The 16,129-nt window shown below is 71.6% G+C and carries 11 protein-coding genes and 1 pseudogene; 3 read left to right on the top strand and 9 right to left on the bottom strand.

The features are described from left to right. The first annotated feature begins 7 nt into the window (after window positions 1-7). Window positions 8-1,255 carry a hypothetical protein gene (locus NR792_RS36240; protein WP_375757282.1) on the top strand — a complete coding sequence of 416 codons (1,248 nt, stop codon included), beginning with the start codon at window positions 8-10 and terminating at the stop codon, window positions 1,253-1,255. On the opposite strand, the gene NR792_RS36235 is transcribed toward NR792_RS36240, so the two are convergent. Then, entirely contained in the window at window positions 1,252-3,360 is a 2,109-nt protein-coding gene (locus NR792_RS36235; RefSeq protein WP_375757281.1) for a WD40 repeat domain-containing protein, read from the bottom strand. The two genes, NR792_RS36240 and NR792_RS36235, sit on opposite strands and share 4 nt — an antisense overlap. A gap of 62 nt (window positions 3,361-3,422) precedes the next feature. Beyond that, entirely contained in the window at window positions 3,423-3,968 is a 546-nt protein-coding gene (locus tag NR792_RS36230; RefSeq protein ID WP_375757280.1) for a hypothetical protein, read from the bottom strand. Between the two features lie 153 nt (window positions 3,969-4,121). Between NR792_RS36230 and NR792_RS36225 the strand changes: the two genes are divergently transcribed. Continuing rightward, window positions 4,122-5,348: a DUF3500 domain-containing protein gene (locus tag NR792_RS36225; protein WP_375757279.1), complete on the top strand. Its 1,227-nt coding sequence runs from the start codon at window positions 4,122-4,124 to the stop codon at window positions 5,346-5,348. Beyond that, complete coding sequence (locus NR792_RS36220; RefSeq protein ID WP_375757278.1) at window positions 5,345-6,628, top strand: HupE/UreJ family protein; 1,284 nt, start codon at window positions 5,345-5,347, stop codon at window positions 6,626-6,628. Before NR792_RS36225 ends, NR792_RS36220 begins: the two co-directional genes overlap by 4 nt. On the opposite strand, the gene NR792_RS36215 is transcribed toward NR792_RS36220, so the two are convergent. From NR792_RS36215 to NR792_RS36185, 7 genes and pseudogenes are all read right to left on the bottom strand, one after another. Next, complete coding sequence (locus tag NR792_RS36215; protein WP_375757277.1) at window positions 6,615-6,752, bottom strand: hypothetical protein; 138 nt, start codon at window positions 6,750-6,752, stop codon at window positions 6,615-6,617. The two genes, NR792_RS36220 and NR792_RS36215, sit on opposite strands and share 14 nt — an antisense overlap. A 73-nt stretch (window positions 6,753-6,825) precedes the next feature. Continuing rightward, window positions 6,826-7,146 (bottom strand): annotated as a pseudogene (locus tag NR792_RS36210) (FtsQ-type POTRA domain-containing protein); the annotation flags it as partial. 2 nt (window positions 7,147-7,148) lie between these two features. Then, window positions 7,149-8,516 (bottom strand): TolC family protein, encoded by a 1,368-nt coding sequence (locus NR792_RS36205; protein WP_375757276.1) that lies wholly within the window; start codon window positions 8,514-8,516, stop codon window positions 7,149-7,151. Window positions 8,517-8,564: 48 nt separating this feature from the next. Then, complete coding sequence (locus NR792_RS36200) at window positions 8,565-11,663, bottom strand: efflux RND transporter permease subunit (RefSeq protein WP_375757275.1); 3,099 nt, start codon at window positions 11,661-11,663, stop codon at window positions 8,565-8,567. 45 nt (window positions 11,664-11,708) lie between these two features. Further along, complete coding sequence (locus NR792_RS36195; protein WP_375757274.1) at window positions 11,709-12,824, bottom strand: efflux RND transporter periplasmic adaptor subunit; 1,116 nt, start codon at window positions 12,822-12,824, stop codon at window positions 11,709-11,711. 125 nt (window positions 12,825-12,949) lie between these two features. Beyond that, window positions 12,950-13,537, bottom strand: a complete 588-nt coding sequence (locus NR792_RS36190) for a TetR/AcrR family transcriptional regulator (protein WP_375757273.1) — start codon at window positions 13,535-13,537, stop codon at window positions 12,950-12,952. A gap of 57 nt (window positions 13,538-13,594) precedes the next feature. Then, complete coding sequence (locus NR792_RS36185) at window positions 13,595-16,120, bottom strand: RCC1 repeat-containing protein (RefSeq protein ID WP_375757272.1); 2,526 nt, start codon at window positions 16,118-16,120, stop codon at window positions 13,595-13,597. Window positions 16,121-16,129: the final 9 nt, after the last annotated feature.

Raw genomic sequence — 16,129 nt, 5'->3', positions numbered from 1 at the left:
GCCGCGCATGCCGTCCGGGTCCCGACTCCTCCACCGCTCCCCTTCCCTCGCGCTGGCCGTGCTGCTCTCCAGCGGGACCGCGCTCGCGGACAACCCGCCGCTGACCAGCTCGAACTACGCCATCGACGTGTTCCAGGGCCCCGTGCTGGCGCCGGTGCGGGTGTCGGGGCTTGCCGGCGCGTACGCCCCCATCGCGGAGGGCGTCGAGGGCATCGCCGTCAGCACGGCCGCTCCCGCCGTGCGCTCGCTCTACTCGAGCGAGCACGTCGACTATGACCTGTCGCTGGGCTTCACCTTTCCCAGCTCGGTGCGAAACACCGACTTCGACAACAACGGCTCGGTGGGCTTCACCTTCAAGGACTTCGTCTTCCCCCAGCTGGGAGGCCTCATCCAATGGGGCCTCTGGGGCTTCGGAGGCCTCACGTCCATCCAGACCTATACGCTGGGCCAGGACGCGAACGGCCAGACCCTGCTCTTGAACGCCAGCCGCTTCCAGCTCCAGCTCGCGCGCACGTTCCTCGACGGCGAGCTGGCGGTCGGAGTCGGCCTGCGCGCGGTCTCCCTCACCATCGACTCCGACGCGGCTCCGGAGGAGGGCCTCGCCTCCATGCTCGGTGGCAACCTGGAGGCCGGAGCCCTCTGGACCCCGATGGCCCTGCCGCTGCGCGCGGCCCTGACGTTCCGGGCCCCCGTCCAGGGCCGGCTCACGCCCGACAGTCCGGCCACCGCCGACGCGGAGGGCAACGTGAAGGTCGCCGACCTCTACCTGCCCTCCACCATCAAGCTCCCCTGGGAGGTTGAGGCGGGCATCGCCTGGCAGTTCGGCGGCCGCCCCCTCCAGATGCCGTGGGGACCGGACCGCGCCGAGCGCTACCAGGCCCTGCCGCGCGAGAAGCTGCTGCTGACCGGCTCGGTGCTCATCAGCGGCGCCTCTTCGAACGCCATCGGCTTCGAGTCCTTCCTCTCCCAGCAGCTCGAGCGCTCCGGACGCCGGCTCGTCATCTCCCCCCGCGTCGGCGCGGAGTGGGAGCCCCTCGAGAACCGGCTCCAGCTCCGCGCGGGCAGCTACCTGGAGCCCAGCCGCTTCGACTCCGTGGGCCCGCGCCTGCATGGCACCGCGGGCGCGGAGCTGCGGCTGTTCAGCTGGTCCGTCTTCGGCCTGATGTCGCCCGGCACGTCATGGCGCATCAGCGGCTTCGCCGACGTGTCCCGCCTCTACTTCGGCTGGGGCTTCGGCGTGGGCACCTGGCACTAGCCCTCCGGCGTCTCGAGCGGCACCGCCGGTCCAATCCAGAGGATGTCCCGGAAGGACAGGAGCCGCTCGCGGTACGAGCCGATGGGAGCGCGGGGGTGGAGGAGGATTCCCTCGTCGGTGACTTCGAGCAGGGCTCCGAGCGCGTACCACGTCCCGTACTGCGTCTGGCGCAGCATCACGCCCTGGCCGAGGTACGGCTTGAGGTTGTCGCGGTTGATGGCGGGGCCGTGCGTGAACACGGGCTCGGCCCGGTAGTGATCCAGCGGCCACGTGGGGGCATTGTATTGCTTCAGGAAGCCCCACTTCGCGTGCCGGGCGTCTCTTGCCGCCAGCGTCTCGCCCTCGGGCACGGGGACGTGGCGCTCCTCGAACGGGGCCTCCGCCGGAGGCGTGACGGGCCAGGGGGCCGCGTCCTCCCAGCGCGCATGCCGGGTCCCCTCCGCCCAGCGCCAGGGCCAGGCATGGCGCCCCGCCACCGAGAACATCAGCCGGGGCTCCAGCTTCTCCCGCGAGCCCGGGGGACACTCCACGGTGCCGTCCGCCTGCGCTCGCGTGAAGTCCCAGCCGCGCGCGGTCGGGATGAACCGTGCGTCTTCGTCCGGCCAGGGGTTCCAGTCGCTCGGGGGCGGCACGCGGCCGGGCTCCAGCTCCAGCGAGGTCTGGAAGCGCGGCTGTCCGGTGTTCACGTCCCAGAAGGCGATGTCGTGGTGCCCCGTCCCCACGAGCGTGTCGTCCGCGCCCCAGGCCAGTCCGTCGATGCCGCGGGCCCCCTCGATCCTCCGGAGCAGCTTGGCCGAGGACCCCACCTTCCACAGCTCGATGGCTCCGCCTCCCTCGCGCAGCAGGCATGCGCCCATGGAGCCATCCGGAGACCAGGCCCAGCGGCCCAGGTCACCGCTCCGGGAAGCCGGCCCGAACGAACGGCGCTTCAGGTCCACGTGGCACAGGAGCTTGCCGGCCTCGAAGATGAGGACCTGGGGGAACTCATAGCCGTTGATGAGCACGGCCAGGCGCTGGCCGTCGCGGGACCAGACGTACTCCTCGATCGCGTGGATCCGCACCTTGGCGTGCTTGCCCAGGTCGGCCACCGCCTGGCCCGTGTGTCCGTTGGCGAGCCGGGGCGGCTCCTTGCCGTAGGCCAGGTGGGCGCCGTCCGGTGAGAACGCCACGGGCAGCTTCAGCTCATCGAAACGGTACTCGAGGTCGCCGCTCCGCAGGTCGATGACGGAGGCGGACGGATGCGGCTCCTGGGTCGAGGCGGCGCCCGGTTCGAGCACGAACTCGTCCTTGCAATAGCCATGGATGCGGGAGCCATCCGGGCTCCAGCGCACCCAGGTATGCGGGCGCGACTTCGAAGGCTGTCCGTCCAGCCGGGCCGGGCACCAGCGAAGCCCTTCACTGTCCTCGTCGACCCGGGACCCCTCCTTGAACGGGACGACGCATCCCAGCGCGCCGTCGGGTCCGGGGGTGGAGATGAACAGGCGGGTTTCATCCGGAGACCAGCACCAGGCGGGGAGGTGCCCCTTGTTCGCCACGTGCGCGGGGTTGATCACCGACCACGCCGGCGGCGAGCCCCAGCGCCGGGTGACGTCGGCGGTGAAGGAAGGCAGCGTCCCGGCGAAGGCCCGCATCACGCCGATGACGACCTGGTCCAGGACGACGCCGAGCCACTCTCCCGAGGGAGACCACTGGAGGCAGGAGGGCTCCCGCGTCGAGCCGACCAGCGTCGTCTCGAACCCGACCGCGTCGACCACGCGCCCCGTCGCCAGCTCCCAGATGCGCACGTCCCCGCCGTGGGACTCCTCCAGGCGGTTGCTCGCGATGGCGAGGTGGCGTCCATCCGGACTGAGCGCGAAGCAGCGCTGCATGCCGATGTAGCGCGGGGTCTCCACGAGCCGCGCCCCCGTGGCCAGGACCTTGTCGGAGACGCGCCGGTGGAGCTCCGTGAGGCCCCGCTCGCGCTCGAGCCGGAGGAGCCGCTCCCGCAGGGGTGGAAGGTCCCGGCTGGCCACGAAGGCGCCGAAGTCGGCCTGTTCCACCAGCGTTTCGAGCTCCGCGTCGGAGCAGTGGACCAACAGGGAGAGGTTCGCGAAGGGTCCTGTCATCCCCGCCAGGATACCGCCCTCGCGGCCAACATGCGCGAGGCGCGGTCCGCCCTACCGGGGGGTCAGTCGCCTTCATCCTCCGCCGTGAAGCCCAGCGCCTGGATCCGGGACTCGAGCTCGGGCGGGACCCGGACGCGCGGCTGGAACCCATTGGCGAACATGGGGACCTCCCGTGTCGGCTGGGGAAGCGGTTCCGCGTCACGCACGTCGACGGAGAGGACCTCCTCGAACCGCGCCTGGAGGACGCCAAACGCTCCGGCCCGCAGCCGGAGCGGGATGTCCGGCGCGCAGTTGCGGCTTTCGACCACCGTCGCCGCCGTCCAGCGCCGCACCGTGCACTCCCACGGCGAGTCCACGCGGGGAGAGGCGTCCTCCGTGGAACAGGCCCACAGGGGCACGAGCGTCAGCTTCGCCATGACCGGCCCGGCGAGCGACCGCTCGGCGAGCGCCAGGCAGCGTGGGTGGTCCAGGCGCCCCGCGAGCGTCGGTCTCGCCGGTGCACTCCGGCGAACGAACTCCGCCCACTCGCCCCGCTGGCACGCCTGTAGCGCCGCGGACGCATGCCTCCACCTTCCGTTCAGGAGCCGCTGCGCGACCTCGATGCGCATATCGACCCGCACCTTCCAGCGTCCGGGAGGTCCAGGGCCTTCAGATTCTCTTAAGGACCGACCGCTACAAGCCAGGTCTCTGGAAACCTGACCCAGGGGTAGCGAATGCGGCGACATGCCGTCAAATGGCTGTGTCTTGGAGTGAGTTGCTCGGTGCTGGCACTCGGTGCCTGCGGTGACGACTCGGACCCCGGAACCTCACCCGACGCGGGAACCCAGGTGGACGCCGGCACGGATGACGGTGGAACCACCACCGCGAACTGCGCCACCGCCGCGACGCACATCGAGCAGGTGGTCTGCGCGTCCAATGCGTTCCTCGCCACGTTGACGGAAGCCCAGCGGGCCTCCGTCGTCCATGCCTGGACGACCCAGGCGGAGAAAACGTACTGGAGCAACCTGCCCGGCGTCACGCGCACCGGCCTGACGTGGGGCACGCTGAGCGAGGAGAGCAGGACCGCCGCGCTCACCCTCGCCTCCCTCGTCCTCACCGCCGAGGGCTACGCCGACATGACCGGTGTCTTCGCGGCGGATGACTACCTCAACGAGCAGGGTGGCAGCACCGGCGGCCCTCCGGGCGGTGACGGCGGCACGGGCGGGCCTCCCGGGGGCGACGGCGGCATGGGCGGCCCTCCGGGTGACGGCGGCATGGGCGGCCCTCCCGGCGGCGACGGCGGCATGGGCGGCGCCACGCTCGACTACTCGTCGGACAACTACGTCATCGCGTTCATCGGGACGCCGTCCACGACGGGCAACTGGATGCTCCAGATTGGCGGCCACCACATGGCCTTCAACGTGACGTACCTCGACGGCACGGGCTACCCGACGCCCAACCACCTGGGCGCGGAGCCCAAGTCGCCCTTCACCGTGAACGGCGAAACCTACGCGCCGCTCGAGGACGACGGCGACGCGATGGTGGCCATGTACAACGCGCTGAGCGCCGAACAACTCGATGCCGCCTATATGTCGGGGACCTTCTCCGACGTGGTGCTCGGGCCCGTGGAGTACGGCACCGGCAGCTACGCCAACGTCGTCTTCCCCGCGCAGCAGGGCGTGCTCGTCTCCACGCTCTCCGAAAGCCAGCAGGCGCTGGTGACGGCGGCCATCCGGCAGTGGGTGGAGGACTTCGCGCCCGCCATCGCGGATCCGCTCGTCGCGGCGTACACGTCAGCGGACGCCTACGCCCGGACCTACGTGGCCTGGGGCGGCACGAAGTCCGCGGGCGTCGACGTGGACCTCAACGGCACGTACATGCGCATTGACGGGCCCCGCGTCTGGATTGAAGTGGCCTGCCAGCAGGGCGTGGTCCTCAGGAACGCCACGCACTACCACACCATCTACCGTGACAAGCAGACGGACTACGGGAACCAGCTGAGCCCATGATGGCCATTCCCTCCAGGAGCATGACGAAGCACCGGGCATGGGCATTGGGCCTCGCCATGCTCCTGGTGGGGGTGTCCGCGCACGCGCACCTCGTGAAGAACACGGCCGTGCTGCTCGACGTCGGGGAGCGCGCGGTCCAGGCCGAGGTCCAGCTCCCGATGGATCAGCTCGCGCTCGCGCTGACGAAGTCATTCAGCGCGGCCCCGGCGGACGTCCTCCGCGAGCACGCCGCCGCGCTTCCGGCCTACCTCCGGGAGCACTTCGGCGCGACGGCACCGGACGGCCGGCCCTTCGACGTGGAGGTCGGCGACGTGGGCGTGCGGCGCGTGGACGACGGGGACTGCCTCGTGGCGCACGTCACGCTGCGGGCGCCGCCCGGCGCGTCGGCGCGGGCCTTCACGCTCAACGACACGCTCATCCTGCACGAGGTGATGAACCACCGCGCCCTGGTGTCGGTGCGGCGCGACTTCCACACCGGCCTCTTCGGCGAGGGGCAGGAGATGGTGGGCGCGGTGAGCGCCCAGACGCCGTCACTGCGCATCGACCGGACGCATGGCTCCTGGTGGACGGGCTTCCAGGCAGCTTTCGGCCTGGGCGTGCACCACATCGCGGAAGGGACGGACCACCTGCTCTTCCTGCTCGTGCTGCTGTTGCCCGCGCCGCTGCTCGCGCGCGCAGGCCGCTGGCGGGAGCCGGACGGGCTGGGAGGGAGCCTCAAGCGCATCCTCTTCGTGGTGACGGCCTTCACCCTGGGCCACTCGCTCACGCTGGCGGCCGCGGCCGTGGGCATGCTGCGCCTGCCGGGCCAGCCCGTGGAGGTGCTCATCGCGGTGAGCATCCTCGTGTCCGCGGTGCACGCGGTGCGGCCGCTGTTCCCGGGCCGGGAGCCCGTCGTCGCGGCGGTGTTCGGGCTCGTCCACGGGCTCGCGTTCGCCACGGTGCTCGCGGGCATGGGGTTCGACACCGGAGCGCTGGCCCTGAGCATCCTGGGCTTCAACCTGGGCATCGAGGTGATGCAGGCCGCCGTGGTGCTGCTCGTCCTGCCCTGGCTCCTCTTGTGGAGCCGGGGAACGGGCTTCACCGCGCTACGCATCGGCGGCGCGGCGGTGGGTGGCGTGGCCGCGTGCGGCTGGGTGCTGGAGCGGGCCCTGGGCGTGAGCACGCCGCTGGATGCCTGGGCGGAGGCCGCGTCCCGGCATGCGTGGGTGGGGCTCGCGGTCCTCGCGGCGGTGGCCGTGGGCGTGTCCTGGCGGCGCGCCCCTTCGCTCAGGGCCGGATGAGGGCACCTGGAGGCAGGCCGAAGCGCAGCAGGGTGCACTCGACGTGCTGGAGTCCCAGCGCCAGCGCACGTGCGGCCTCGAGGACGGCGGCGCGCTGCCTGGGAAGGATGGACAGGACCGTCATCTAGAAACCGAACCCCACCGCGACGACGGGCAGGAAGTCTCCCGACTCCGGATCCCGCACCAACCTGGACCTGGAGCGCGACGCCCGCCCCTTGCGCGTGCGTCGTCACGTCCACGCTCGTGAAGAGCCTGAGGTTCATCAGCCTTCGCTTCAGCTCGGCCACGTCCCCGGTGACGAGGGTGTCGCCCGGAGCCATGCGCAGCGCCCGGACGATGACGGACTCCTTCGTGCGGGTGTTGCCCTGGATGTCGATGCGCTCGATGCGCCCCGTCAGCTCCTCGGGTTCGGGCGGGGCGGCTTCGGCCTTCAACTCCACCGGGGACACCTGGGCCCGGGCCAGGCCCGGGAGCCCCACGACGTGCAGCAAGGTCAGCAGGAGGAAGCGCTCGGGCATGGCTAGCGCTGCACCAGGGAGTGGCCCGTGGGGTCGAAGAGGCCCATGGCCCGCATCAGCGTCAGGCGGGACAGCCGCACGTTGAGCGACTCGGCCACGGCGGACAGCTGGGCGCTCGCGAGCGTCGCGTTGACGTCCGTCACCTGGAGGTACGTCGTGGCACCGGCGTCGAAGTTCTGCTTCGCCAGCCGCGCGCTCTCCCACGCCAGCTTCACCCGCTCCTCGGCCGTGCGGAGGTTGGCCTCCGCGCTCTCCAGCTCGCTGCGCGCCTTGCGCACCTCGTCGCGGATCTTCTCCTCCAGGCCGCGCAGGTTGGCGTTCGCCTCGGCGATCCTCCCGGAGGACTCACGCAGGTTGGCCTCGCGCAGCCCGCCGTCGAAGAGCGTCCACGACAGGGCCAGCCCCGCCGTCCAGGTGGTGGCCTGGCCGGTGAGCCCGGCGGTGTTCGCCGCGGAGAAGTTGCCCGTGAGGTACAGGTTGGGCAGGTACTCGAAGAGGAGCTGCTTGCGGCCGCCGCGCGCGACGTCCACGTTGAGGCGCGCCGCCGCCGCGTCCGGGCGCTGGTCCAGCGCGGTCTTCTCCGCGCCTTGCGCGTCACCGGCCCCGGCGGGGACCGCGACGTCATCCCCCTGGGGCGGTGCGACGTCGAAGTCCACCGGCCGCGCGAGCAGCGCCGCCAGGGCGCTCTTCGCGGTGGCGTAGGCGTTGCGGCTGCGCACCACCTCCTGCTCCGCCTGCTTGCGGTCCAGCGTCGCGCGAAGGACGGCCAGCCGCTCCGCGTCGCCCGCCTCGAAGCGCGCCTGGGCATCGCGCTCGAAGCCCCGGCGGACGTCGAGCAGCTGCTCCTGCACCGCCAGGGACTCCCGCAGGCTCGCGGCCCCGATGTACGCCTGGGCCACCGCGAAGAGGATCTCCCGGCGGGTGTTCTCCGCCGTCAGCGCCGCCGCCTTCTCGCCCAGGTAGGCGTTCTGGATGGCGGGCCACAGCGTGGGGACAATCAACGCCTGCCGCCCGGTAATCTGCGCACCGAGCTGGTCCTGCTTCTGCAAGGTGAGGGGGTCCGTCGCCCCGGGGAACTCGAACGACACGTCCCTCGGGTAGCGGGTGTACGAACCGCTGGCGGTGATGCTGGGCAGGTAGCCCGACCAGGCCTTGTTGCCCAGCTCCCGGGACTGCTGGAGCCGCGCGCGGGCGGCGTCCAGGCTGGGGCTCTGCTTCTCCGCGAGGGCGATGGCCTCCTCGAGGGTGAGCAGCGGGAACGCGGTGGCCGGAGCCACCTTCGGCTCGGGGGCGGGGGGTTGGACGGGCCGGTCGGACACACCGGGGGCCTGCGCCACGAGGACGCTGGAGAGAAGCGCTGGGATGAGCATGATGAAGGTCCGGCTGTGAAAGGGGTTGAAGAAGCGGGGAGCGCGCGGTCAGTGCGCGCCCTCCTCCGTGAGCTGGGCGGCCACCGGTGCCGGAGCGTCCGCCTCGCGGCGCGTGAAGCGCGCGGAGACCCCGTCCAGCAGCGAGTAGACGACGGGCACCACCACCAGCGTCAGCACCGTGGAGCTGATGAGGCCGCCGATGATGACCAGCGCCATGGGCACGCGCATCTCCGCGCCGTCCCCCCGGGCGAGCGCCACCGGCACCATGCCGGCCACCATGGCGATGGTCGTCATGAGGATGGGGCGCAGGCGCATGGGGGCCGCCTGCAGCAGCGCGTCGCGCGCGCTCTTTCCTGCCTCGCGCAGCTGCTGGGTGAAGTCCACGAGCAGGATGCCGTTCTTCACCACCAGGCCCATCAGCATGATGACGCCGATGAGGGCGAAGATGGACAGCGCATGGCCCGACAGCAGCAGCGCGCCGATGGCGCCGATGAGCGCGAAGGGCAGCGACAGCATGATGGTGAAGGGGTGGATGTAGCTGCCGAACTGCGCGGCCAGCACCATGTAGAGCAGCAGGATGCCCAGCCCCAGCGCGGTGGCGAAGGCCGCCGTCGTCTTGTTCAGCTCCTTCGCGTTGCCGGCGAAGTTCCCCACCACGCCCTGGGGCAGGTCCTGCCGCGCCTGCGCCGTCATCCAGGCCATGCCCTCGCCCAGCGTGTAGCCCGGGGCCAGGTTGGCGAGCAGCGTGATCTGCCGCCGCTGGTTCTGCCGGTCGATCTGCACCGGGCCCTCCGAAGGCGTGATGTTCGCCACGTTGCGCAGCTCCACCAGCTGCCCGTCCGTGCCGCGCACGGTGAGCTGTCCCAGCGCCTCCTCGGAGGCGAGCGTGGCCTCCGGCAGGCGCAGCTTCACGTCGTACGTCTCACCGCCCTCGCGGTAGGACATGAACTCGTCGCGGCCCAGGTAGGCGCGCAGGGCCATGCCCACCTGCGCGGCCGGCACGCCCAGCTTCGCGGCCCGCTCGCGGTCGATGCGCACGTCGTACTGCGGCTTGCCGCTGCGGAACGTGGTGTCCACGTCGGTGAGGCCCGGGTTGGACTTCATCGCGGTGAGCAGCTTCTCGCTGCCGGCGACGACCTGGGACCAGTCCGTGCCTCGCAGCACGTACTGGACCTGCTGGTTGCGGCCACCGCCAAGGCCCGCGGCGTCCTGCACCGTGAGCAGCACGCCGGGGCGCTCGGCCAGCGCGGCGCGCAGCTGGACCTTGAAGGTCTCCTGGTCGAACGCGCGCTCCTTGCGCGGCACCAGGTTCACCAGCACCTCGCCCTTGTGCACCTCCTCCAGCGTGCCGCCGCCCGCGGTGCTGAACGTCTCCTTCACGCCCTCCAGGCCGCGCGCCTGCTGGGCCACGACGGCCAGCTCCCGCTCGGTGTCCTCCAGGGTGGAGCCCACCGGCAGCTCCAGCGTCACGCGCACCGCGCCGTTGTCCGAGGGCGGGATGAAGGTGAACTTGAGGAAGCGCGCCATGCCCAGCGTCAGCACCAGCACGCCCACGGCCGCGGCCACGGCCAGGCCCCGCCGGTCGAGCACGGCATCCAGGGCGCGGCGGTAGCCGTTCTCCACCGCCACGAGCGCGCGCTCGATGGCCGCGCTCACGCGGTTCGTGGGGGCGCCATGGCCGTGCCCCTTCAGCAGCCGGCTGGAGAGCATGGGCGTGAGCGTCATGGACACCACGTAGGAGATGAGCACCGCCACGGCCACCGTGACGCCGAACTGGAAGAAGAACTGGCCAATCATCCCCTCCATGAAGGCCACGGGGATGAACACGGCCACGATGGCCAGCGTCACCGCGAGCACCGCGATGACGATCTGCTTCGTGCCCTCCAGCGCCGCCTGCATGGGCGTCTTCCCCTCCTCCAGGTGGCGGACGATGTTCTCGATGACCACGATGGCGTCGTCGATGAGCAGGCCGATGGAGAGCGTCAGCGCCAGCATGGTGATGATGTTGAAGGTGAAGCCCAGGAGCGCCATCACCGCGAAGGTGCCGATGACGCTCACCGGCAGCGCGACGGCGGACACGAGCGTCGAGCGCAGGTTGCGCAGGAACACCAGCACGATGAGCACGGACAGCACGCCGCCCAGCAGCATGTCCTCCTGCACCGCGTGGATGGACGCGCGGATGTTGGTGGAGTTGTCGCTGATGGTGCTGACCGTCACGCCCTCCGGCAGGTCCGCGTTGAGCTCCGCCAGGGACTCCTTGACGGCCTCGGCCACCTGCACCGTGTTGGCGCCGGACTGCTTGCGCACCACGAGCGCGATGGCGGCGCCCGTGTCGGAGCGCGCCAGGCCTCGCGCCTCCTGCGCGCCGTCCACCACCGCCGCCACGTCCCGCACGCGCACCGGGGTGCCGTTGGGGCTGGCGACGATGATGTCGCCAATCTCCTTCACGCTCTTGGCTTCCGCCGTCAGGCGCACGATGCGCTCGCGGCCGCCCTGCGTGGTGCGCCCGCCGGGCAGGTCCACGCTCTGCGCCTGGAGGGCCTGGCTCACGTCGCCAATGGCCAGCCCGTAGCCGCGCAGCCGCTGCGGATCCACCACCAGCTGGACCTCCCGCTCGCGGCCACCCACCACGCCGATGCTGCCCACGCCCGGCTGGCTCTGCAGGGCGGGCTTCACCACGTCCTCCGCCACGCGCGTCAGCTCGTCCACGGGCAGGGCCCCGGACAGCGACAGCGTGAGGATGGGCGCCGCGCCGATGTCGAACTTCTCCACGACGGGCGTCTCGATGTCGTCCGGCAGCGAGCGCAGCGTGGCCTGCACGCGGTCACGCACGTCCTGGGCCGCGATGTTCACGTCGGTGCCCAGCTTGAAGGCGATGGTCACCTGGCTCACGTTCTCCAGGTTGATGGAGTTGAGCTCATCCACGCCGTTGACCGTGTTGAGCGCCTCCTCCAGCGGGTCGGTGACGTTCTTCTCGATGGACTCCGGATCCGCGCCCGGCAGCAGCGTGGTGACGGTGACGTACGGGATGTCGACGTCCGGGTACTGGTCCACGCCGATGCGCGGATAGGAATAGAGGCCGAAGACGACGATGGCCGCCATCAGCATGACGGTGAAGACAGAGTGTTTGATGAAGGTCTGGAGCATGGGATGGCGTGACCGGGAAAGGGATGGGGAAGGAAGGCGCGGCGGCTATTGCGCGACCTGGAGCGCGGTGCCGTCCTGGAGCGGCAGGCTGGCGTCGGCGACGACGCGCTCCGCGGGGCCCAGGCCGTCCACGACGCGCACGAAGCCGGGCAGCACGCGCTCCACCTTGACGTCGCGCTTGCGCGCCTTGCCGTCCTGCACCACCCAGACGAAGCCCTGCTGGCCCCGGGCGTTGACGGCCTGCGTGGGAAGGAAGAGCCCCGCCTCGGCCTCGGCGCCGCTGGGTGCCGCCGCCTGGGAGAAGTCCAGCTCCACCAGGGCGCCCGCGCGCAGCCGCGCCCCGCCCTCCTTCGCCGGAATCACCTCCGCGAGCACCTCCACCGTGCGCGTCTGCTCGTCGATGGTGGCGCCCAGGCTCTTCACCTTCGCCTCGAAGGGCGCGCCGGAGGGGTTGAGCGTGCCCTTCACGACGGCGCCCACGGTCACGCGGTCCACCAGCGACTCGGGCACCGGGGCGCGCACCTCCAGGGACTGGGTGTTGACCAGCCCGAAGATGGCCGTGCCCGGCGACACGTAGTCGCCCTCGTTGCGGCCGCGGCTGGTGATGACCCCGTCGAAGGGCGCCGTGAGCGTGGCGTCGCGCACGGACTCCTGCGCGCTGTCCAGGGCGGCGGCGGCCTGCTGCGCCTGCGCCTGCGCCTGGCGGAAGCCCACCTCCGCCTTGTCCAGCGCGGAGCGCGCCACGCTGCCCGACTGCGCCAGCACGCGGGCCCGCTCCACCTCCGCCGTCGCCCCATCCAGCGCCGCGTCCGCCGCCGCCTTGGACGCGCGCGCCTGGTTCACGGCGATGCGCGCGTTGGAGGTGTCCAGCCGCGCCAGCACCTGGCCGCGCTTCACCGTGTCGCCCACGTCCACGCTGACGCGCGTGAGCGTGCCGGACCCCTGTGCGCTCAGCGTCGCCGCCTGCCGGGCGCGCACGCTGCCGGTGGCCCGCAGGACGTTCGCCTCCAGCTGCGTGGCCGGCGTGACGGCCCGCACGCCCACCGGCTTCTGCGCGAGCTGCGCGGCGGGGGCCCGCGGGACGACCGCCTTCTCACCCCCACCGCACCCCGTCGCCACCACCGCTGCCACCACCGCCGCCGCCTTCATGAACATCTTCATCGCTGCGTTCCCCTGATGTGGGCCGGGACTCCGGCACTGAATGACTGAATCGGTTTTCTGGTCAGTCCCGGCCAGGCAAAAGCCCCACCGCGCCCGGGCGCGAAGTGGGGCCAGGAAAGAGAAGGTCAGTGGGGAGGCCGCTGCTTCAGGAGGCCGCGGACGAAGACCTCGAAGACGCTGTCCACCGCCTGGGTCAAGGCCGCGTCCGGCTCCTCCGGCATCAACCGGAGGGTCATCTGCATGAGCAGCATCTCGAGGCCCCGGGCCACGTGCCTGGGCTCGGGAACGGTGAACGCGCCTTGCGCCACGCCGTCCTCGAGGATGCCCGCCAGGACCTCCACGTTGGCCTCCATCATCCGGGGAATGAACCGGGCCGCCTGGACCCCCAGGTCGAAGAGGGTGCTCAATTCCATGCGCCCGCCCACGGGCGTGCGGCTCTGCTGCTCCAGCTTGCACTGGATGTAGGCGCGAACCTGCCCCTCGGGCGTCGAGGCCCGGCGGACCTTCGCCTTGAGCTCGGAGAGGCCCTCCGCGTGCGCCGCCCCAACGCAGGCCTCGAAGAGCGCCTCCTTGCTCTCGAAGTGCAGGTAGATGCTGCCCTTGCCCACGCCCGCGCGCCGGGCGATGTCCTCCACCGAGGCCTTCTTGAAGCCAAAGCGGGTGAAGACTTCGCCGGCGGCGCTCATGATGGCGGTGCGAGGGTCCTGACTCATTGACCAGATTTATAATCCGGTCATCCAGTCAGCGCAAGTCCCCCTTCCACGCCCGCCCTACGGCAGCGTCACCGTGAGGGGACGGGGGCTGTTCGCGGCCTCGCCATTGCCCAGCTGGCCCGAGCCATTGGCCCCCCAGGCCCAGACGGCGCCGTCATTCGCCACGGCGAAGGTGTGGGCGGCCCCCGCCGCGACGTCGCGGACGTCGAGGAACGAGAGGACCTGTCCGCGAGACTCCTTCTCGAAGTCCGGTCCCAGCCCCAGCTGCCCGGAGGTGTTCCTGCCGAAGCTGACGAGCGGGGCCCCTTCCGGCGCGGCCAGCGAGTGGGAATCCCCCGCGGCGATGCGCCGGATGCCCGTCAGCCCCACCACCTGTGCCGGTGACGTGCGCTCGCCCGGCGTCGCGTCGCCGAGCTGCCGCGCGTCATTGTCCCCCCAGGCCCAGACGGTGCCGTCCTGACGCAGGGCCAGCGAGTGCACCCGCCCCGCGGCCACGGCGATGACGTCCGTCAGCCCTGGCACCTGCGCCGGCACGGCGCGCAGGGTGTTCGTTCCATCCCCCAGCTGGCCCTGGGTGTTGTCGCCCCAGGCCCAGACGGTGCCGTCCTGGCGCAGGGCCAGCGCGTGGGAGGCGCCCGCGGAGATGGCGCGGACCTGCGTCAGCGCCGGCACCTGCACCGGCGTGACCTGCGTGCGGGTCTCCACCGGGTCCACCTGGCCCAGCTGGCCGGCGTCGTTGTACCCCCAGCCCCAGACGGTGCCGTCCTCGCGCAGGGCCAGCGAGTACCCGGCGGCGGCGGACACGGCCGAGACACCGGTCAGCACGGCGCCGGCGGTGGGGGAGCTCATTCCCAGGGGGGAGGCCGGCCCCAGCTGCCCGAGGCCATTGCCTCCCCACGCCATGACGGTGCCATTGGAGAGCAGCGCCAGCGAATGCGCCCTGCCCACGGCGACTGCCTTGATGCCAGCAAGACCCTGCACCCGGGCGGGTGTCGTTCTGGCGGCATGCTCGGTCGCCAGCCCCAGCTGGCCCTGGATGTTGCTTCCCCAGGCCCAGACCGTGCCATCCGTGCGCAGCGCCAGGGAATGGGTCTCGCCCGCGGCCACGCGAGTCACCTCCGTCAGCCCCAGCACCCGCACGGGCGCGTTGCGATTCACGGCGTCCGGCCGGCTCCCGAGCTGCATGCTCCGGTTGTCCCCCCAGACCCGCAGGCTTCCGTCGGAGAGCACGGCCAGGGAATGGTCAGCGCCCGCCGCCACGGCCTTGACGCCTTCAAGCCCGGGCACCCGCTCCGAAGCCCCATGGCGGGTGTACGTCCCAACCCCGAGCTGTCCGTAGACGTTGTCTCCCCAGCTCCGGACGGTGCCGTCCTCCAGCAGGGCCAGCGCGAAGAAGCGCCCCAGCGCCAGGGCGGTCACATGGGCCAGCCCTGGAATCCGGGCCGGAGCATTCGTGCTCAGTCCCCCCTCGCGCCCCAGGATGCCGAACCGGTTGAGGCCCCACCCCGACACGCCGCCATCGGCATGCAGGGCGAACGACACCCCCTCGTCAGCGCGAACGGAGACGACGTCCGTCAACTCGAGCACCGGGACCGGGACGGTGCTGCCGTTGTTCTCGCCAGACCGTCCATCCCCGAGCTGCCCGTAGAGGTTGCTCCCCCAGGAGCGGACCGTCCCATCCGCGAGCACGGCCAGCGCGTGCGCCCAGCCCATGGCCACGGCGGTGACACGGGACAGGCCGTGCACCTGCACGGGCACGAGCCGGTCCACCGTCGTCCCGTCGCCGAGCTGCCCCTGGTCATTGTCCCCCCATGCCCAGACGGTGCCGTCCTTGCGGAGGGCCAGGGCGGAGTGGACGCCCGCGGAGAGGGCGATGACGTCCTTCAGCCCCGACACCCGCACCGGCACGTCACGCCAGGTGGTCGTCCCATCCCCCAGCTGGCCCTGGGTGTTGTCTCCCCAGGCCCAGACGGTGCCGTCCTTGAGCAAGGCCAGGGAGAAGAGGACTCCCGCGGCCACGGTCCTGACGCCGGTCAGTCCCGGCACCTCCCGGGGCACGCCGATGCCCTCCTGGCCCGAGCCCAGCGTGCCCCACTCCCAGACGGTGCCGTCGGGCCGCACCACCAGCGAGGAGACGGCGCCTCCGGCGACGACCGGCGACTCGGGGCACGCGACGACGGAGAGCGGGAAGCTCCGGGTGACGGCGGGCGCCACGTCATTGGTGACGGTCACCGTCACCTTGACGCGCGTCCCGGCGGGCAGACATTCCGGGCCCCGCCAGAGCACGTCGCTGGCCGTCGCGGTGGTCAGCGGCGCTTCGAGGAGGCCCGCGCTGGCCTCCCAGCTGAAGCGCAGGGGCCGCTGCCCGTCATCCCTCGCGGCGACGTGGAACGTCACCGTCTCGTTGGCCAGCACGTTGACGGCGGACTGCGTTTTCTCGAAGAGCGTGGGGGAGACCAGCGGCGGCTCCGGGTCGTCGGAATCACAGCCGAGGCCCGGGAGCGTCAGCACCGCCAGCAGGGCCAGGTGGAAGCAATGGAGCGCCCGGGGGCGCCAGGAGCGAAAGCCAGTCATTCGGTTCATGCGGAGTCC

The sequence above is a fragment of the Corallococcus exercitus genome, from assembly GCF_042231735.1.
GTDB lineage: Bacteria > Myxococcota > Myxococcia > Myxococcales > Myxococcaceae > Corallococcus > Corallococcus exercitus_B.
The sequence above is the reverse complement of the archived record's forward strand: the minus strand, read 5'-3'. Positions and strand labels throughout refer to the sequence as shown.

What these genes read in the sequence shown, in the direction of transcription:
- NR792_RS36240 (WP_375757282.1), top strand. Translation starts at nt 8, where the DNA reads ATGCCGTCCGGGTCCCGACTCCTCCACCGCTCCCCTTCCCTCGCGCTG.
- NR792_RS36235 (WP_375757281.1), bottom strand. Translation starts at nt 3,360, where the DNA reads ATGACAGGACCCTTCGCGAACCTCTCCCTGTTGGTCCACTGCTCCGAC.
- NR792_RS36230 (WP_375757280.1), bottom strand. Translation starts at nt 3,968, where the DNA reads ATGCGCATCGAGGTCGCGCAGCGGCTCCTGAACGGAAGGTGGAGGCAT.
- NR792_RS36220 (WP_375757278.1), top strand. Translation starts at nt 5,345, where the DNA reads ATGATGGCCATTCCCTCCAGGAGCATGACGAAGCACCGGGCATGGGCA.
- NR792_RS36215 (WP_375757277.1), bottom strand. Translation starts at nt 6,752, where the DNA reads ATGACGGTCCTGTCCATCCTTCCCAGGCAGCGCGCCGCCGTCCTCGAG.
- NR792_RS36205 (WP_375757276.1), bottom strand. Translation starts at nt 8,516, where the DNA reads ATGCTCATCCCAGCGCTTCTCTCCAGCGTCCTCGTGGCGCAGGCCCCC.
- NR792_RS36200 (WP_375757275.1), bottom strand. Translation starts at nt 11,663, where the DNA reads ATGCTCCAGACCTTCATCAAACACTCTGTCTTCACCGTCATGCTGATG.
- NR792_RS36195 (WP_375757274.1), bottom strand. Translation starts at nt 12,824, where the DNA reads ATGAAGATGTTCATGAAGGCGGCGGCGGTGGTGGCAGCGGTGGTGGCG.
- NR792_RS36190 (WP_375757273.1), bottom strand. Translation starts at nt 13,537, where the DNA reads ATGAGTCAGGACCCTCGCACCGCCATCATGAGCGCCGCCGGCGAAGTC.
- NR792_RS36185 (WP_375757272.1), bottom strand. Translation starts at nt 16,120, where the DNA reads ATGAACCGAATGACTGGCTTTCGCTCCTGGCGCCCCCGGGCGCTCCAT.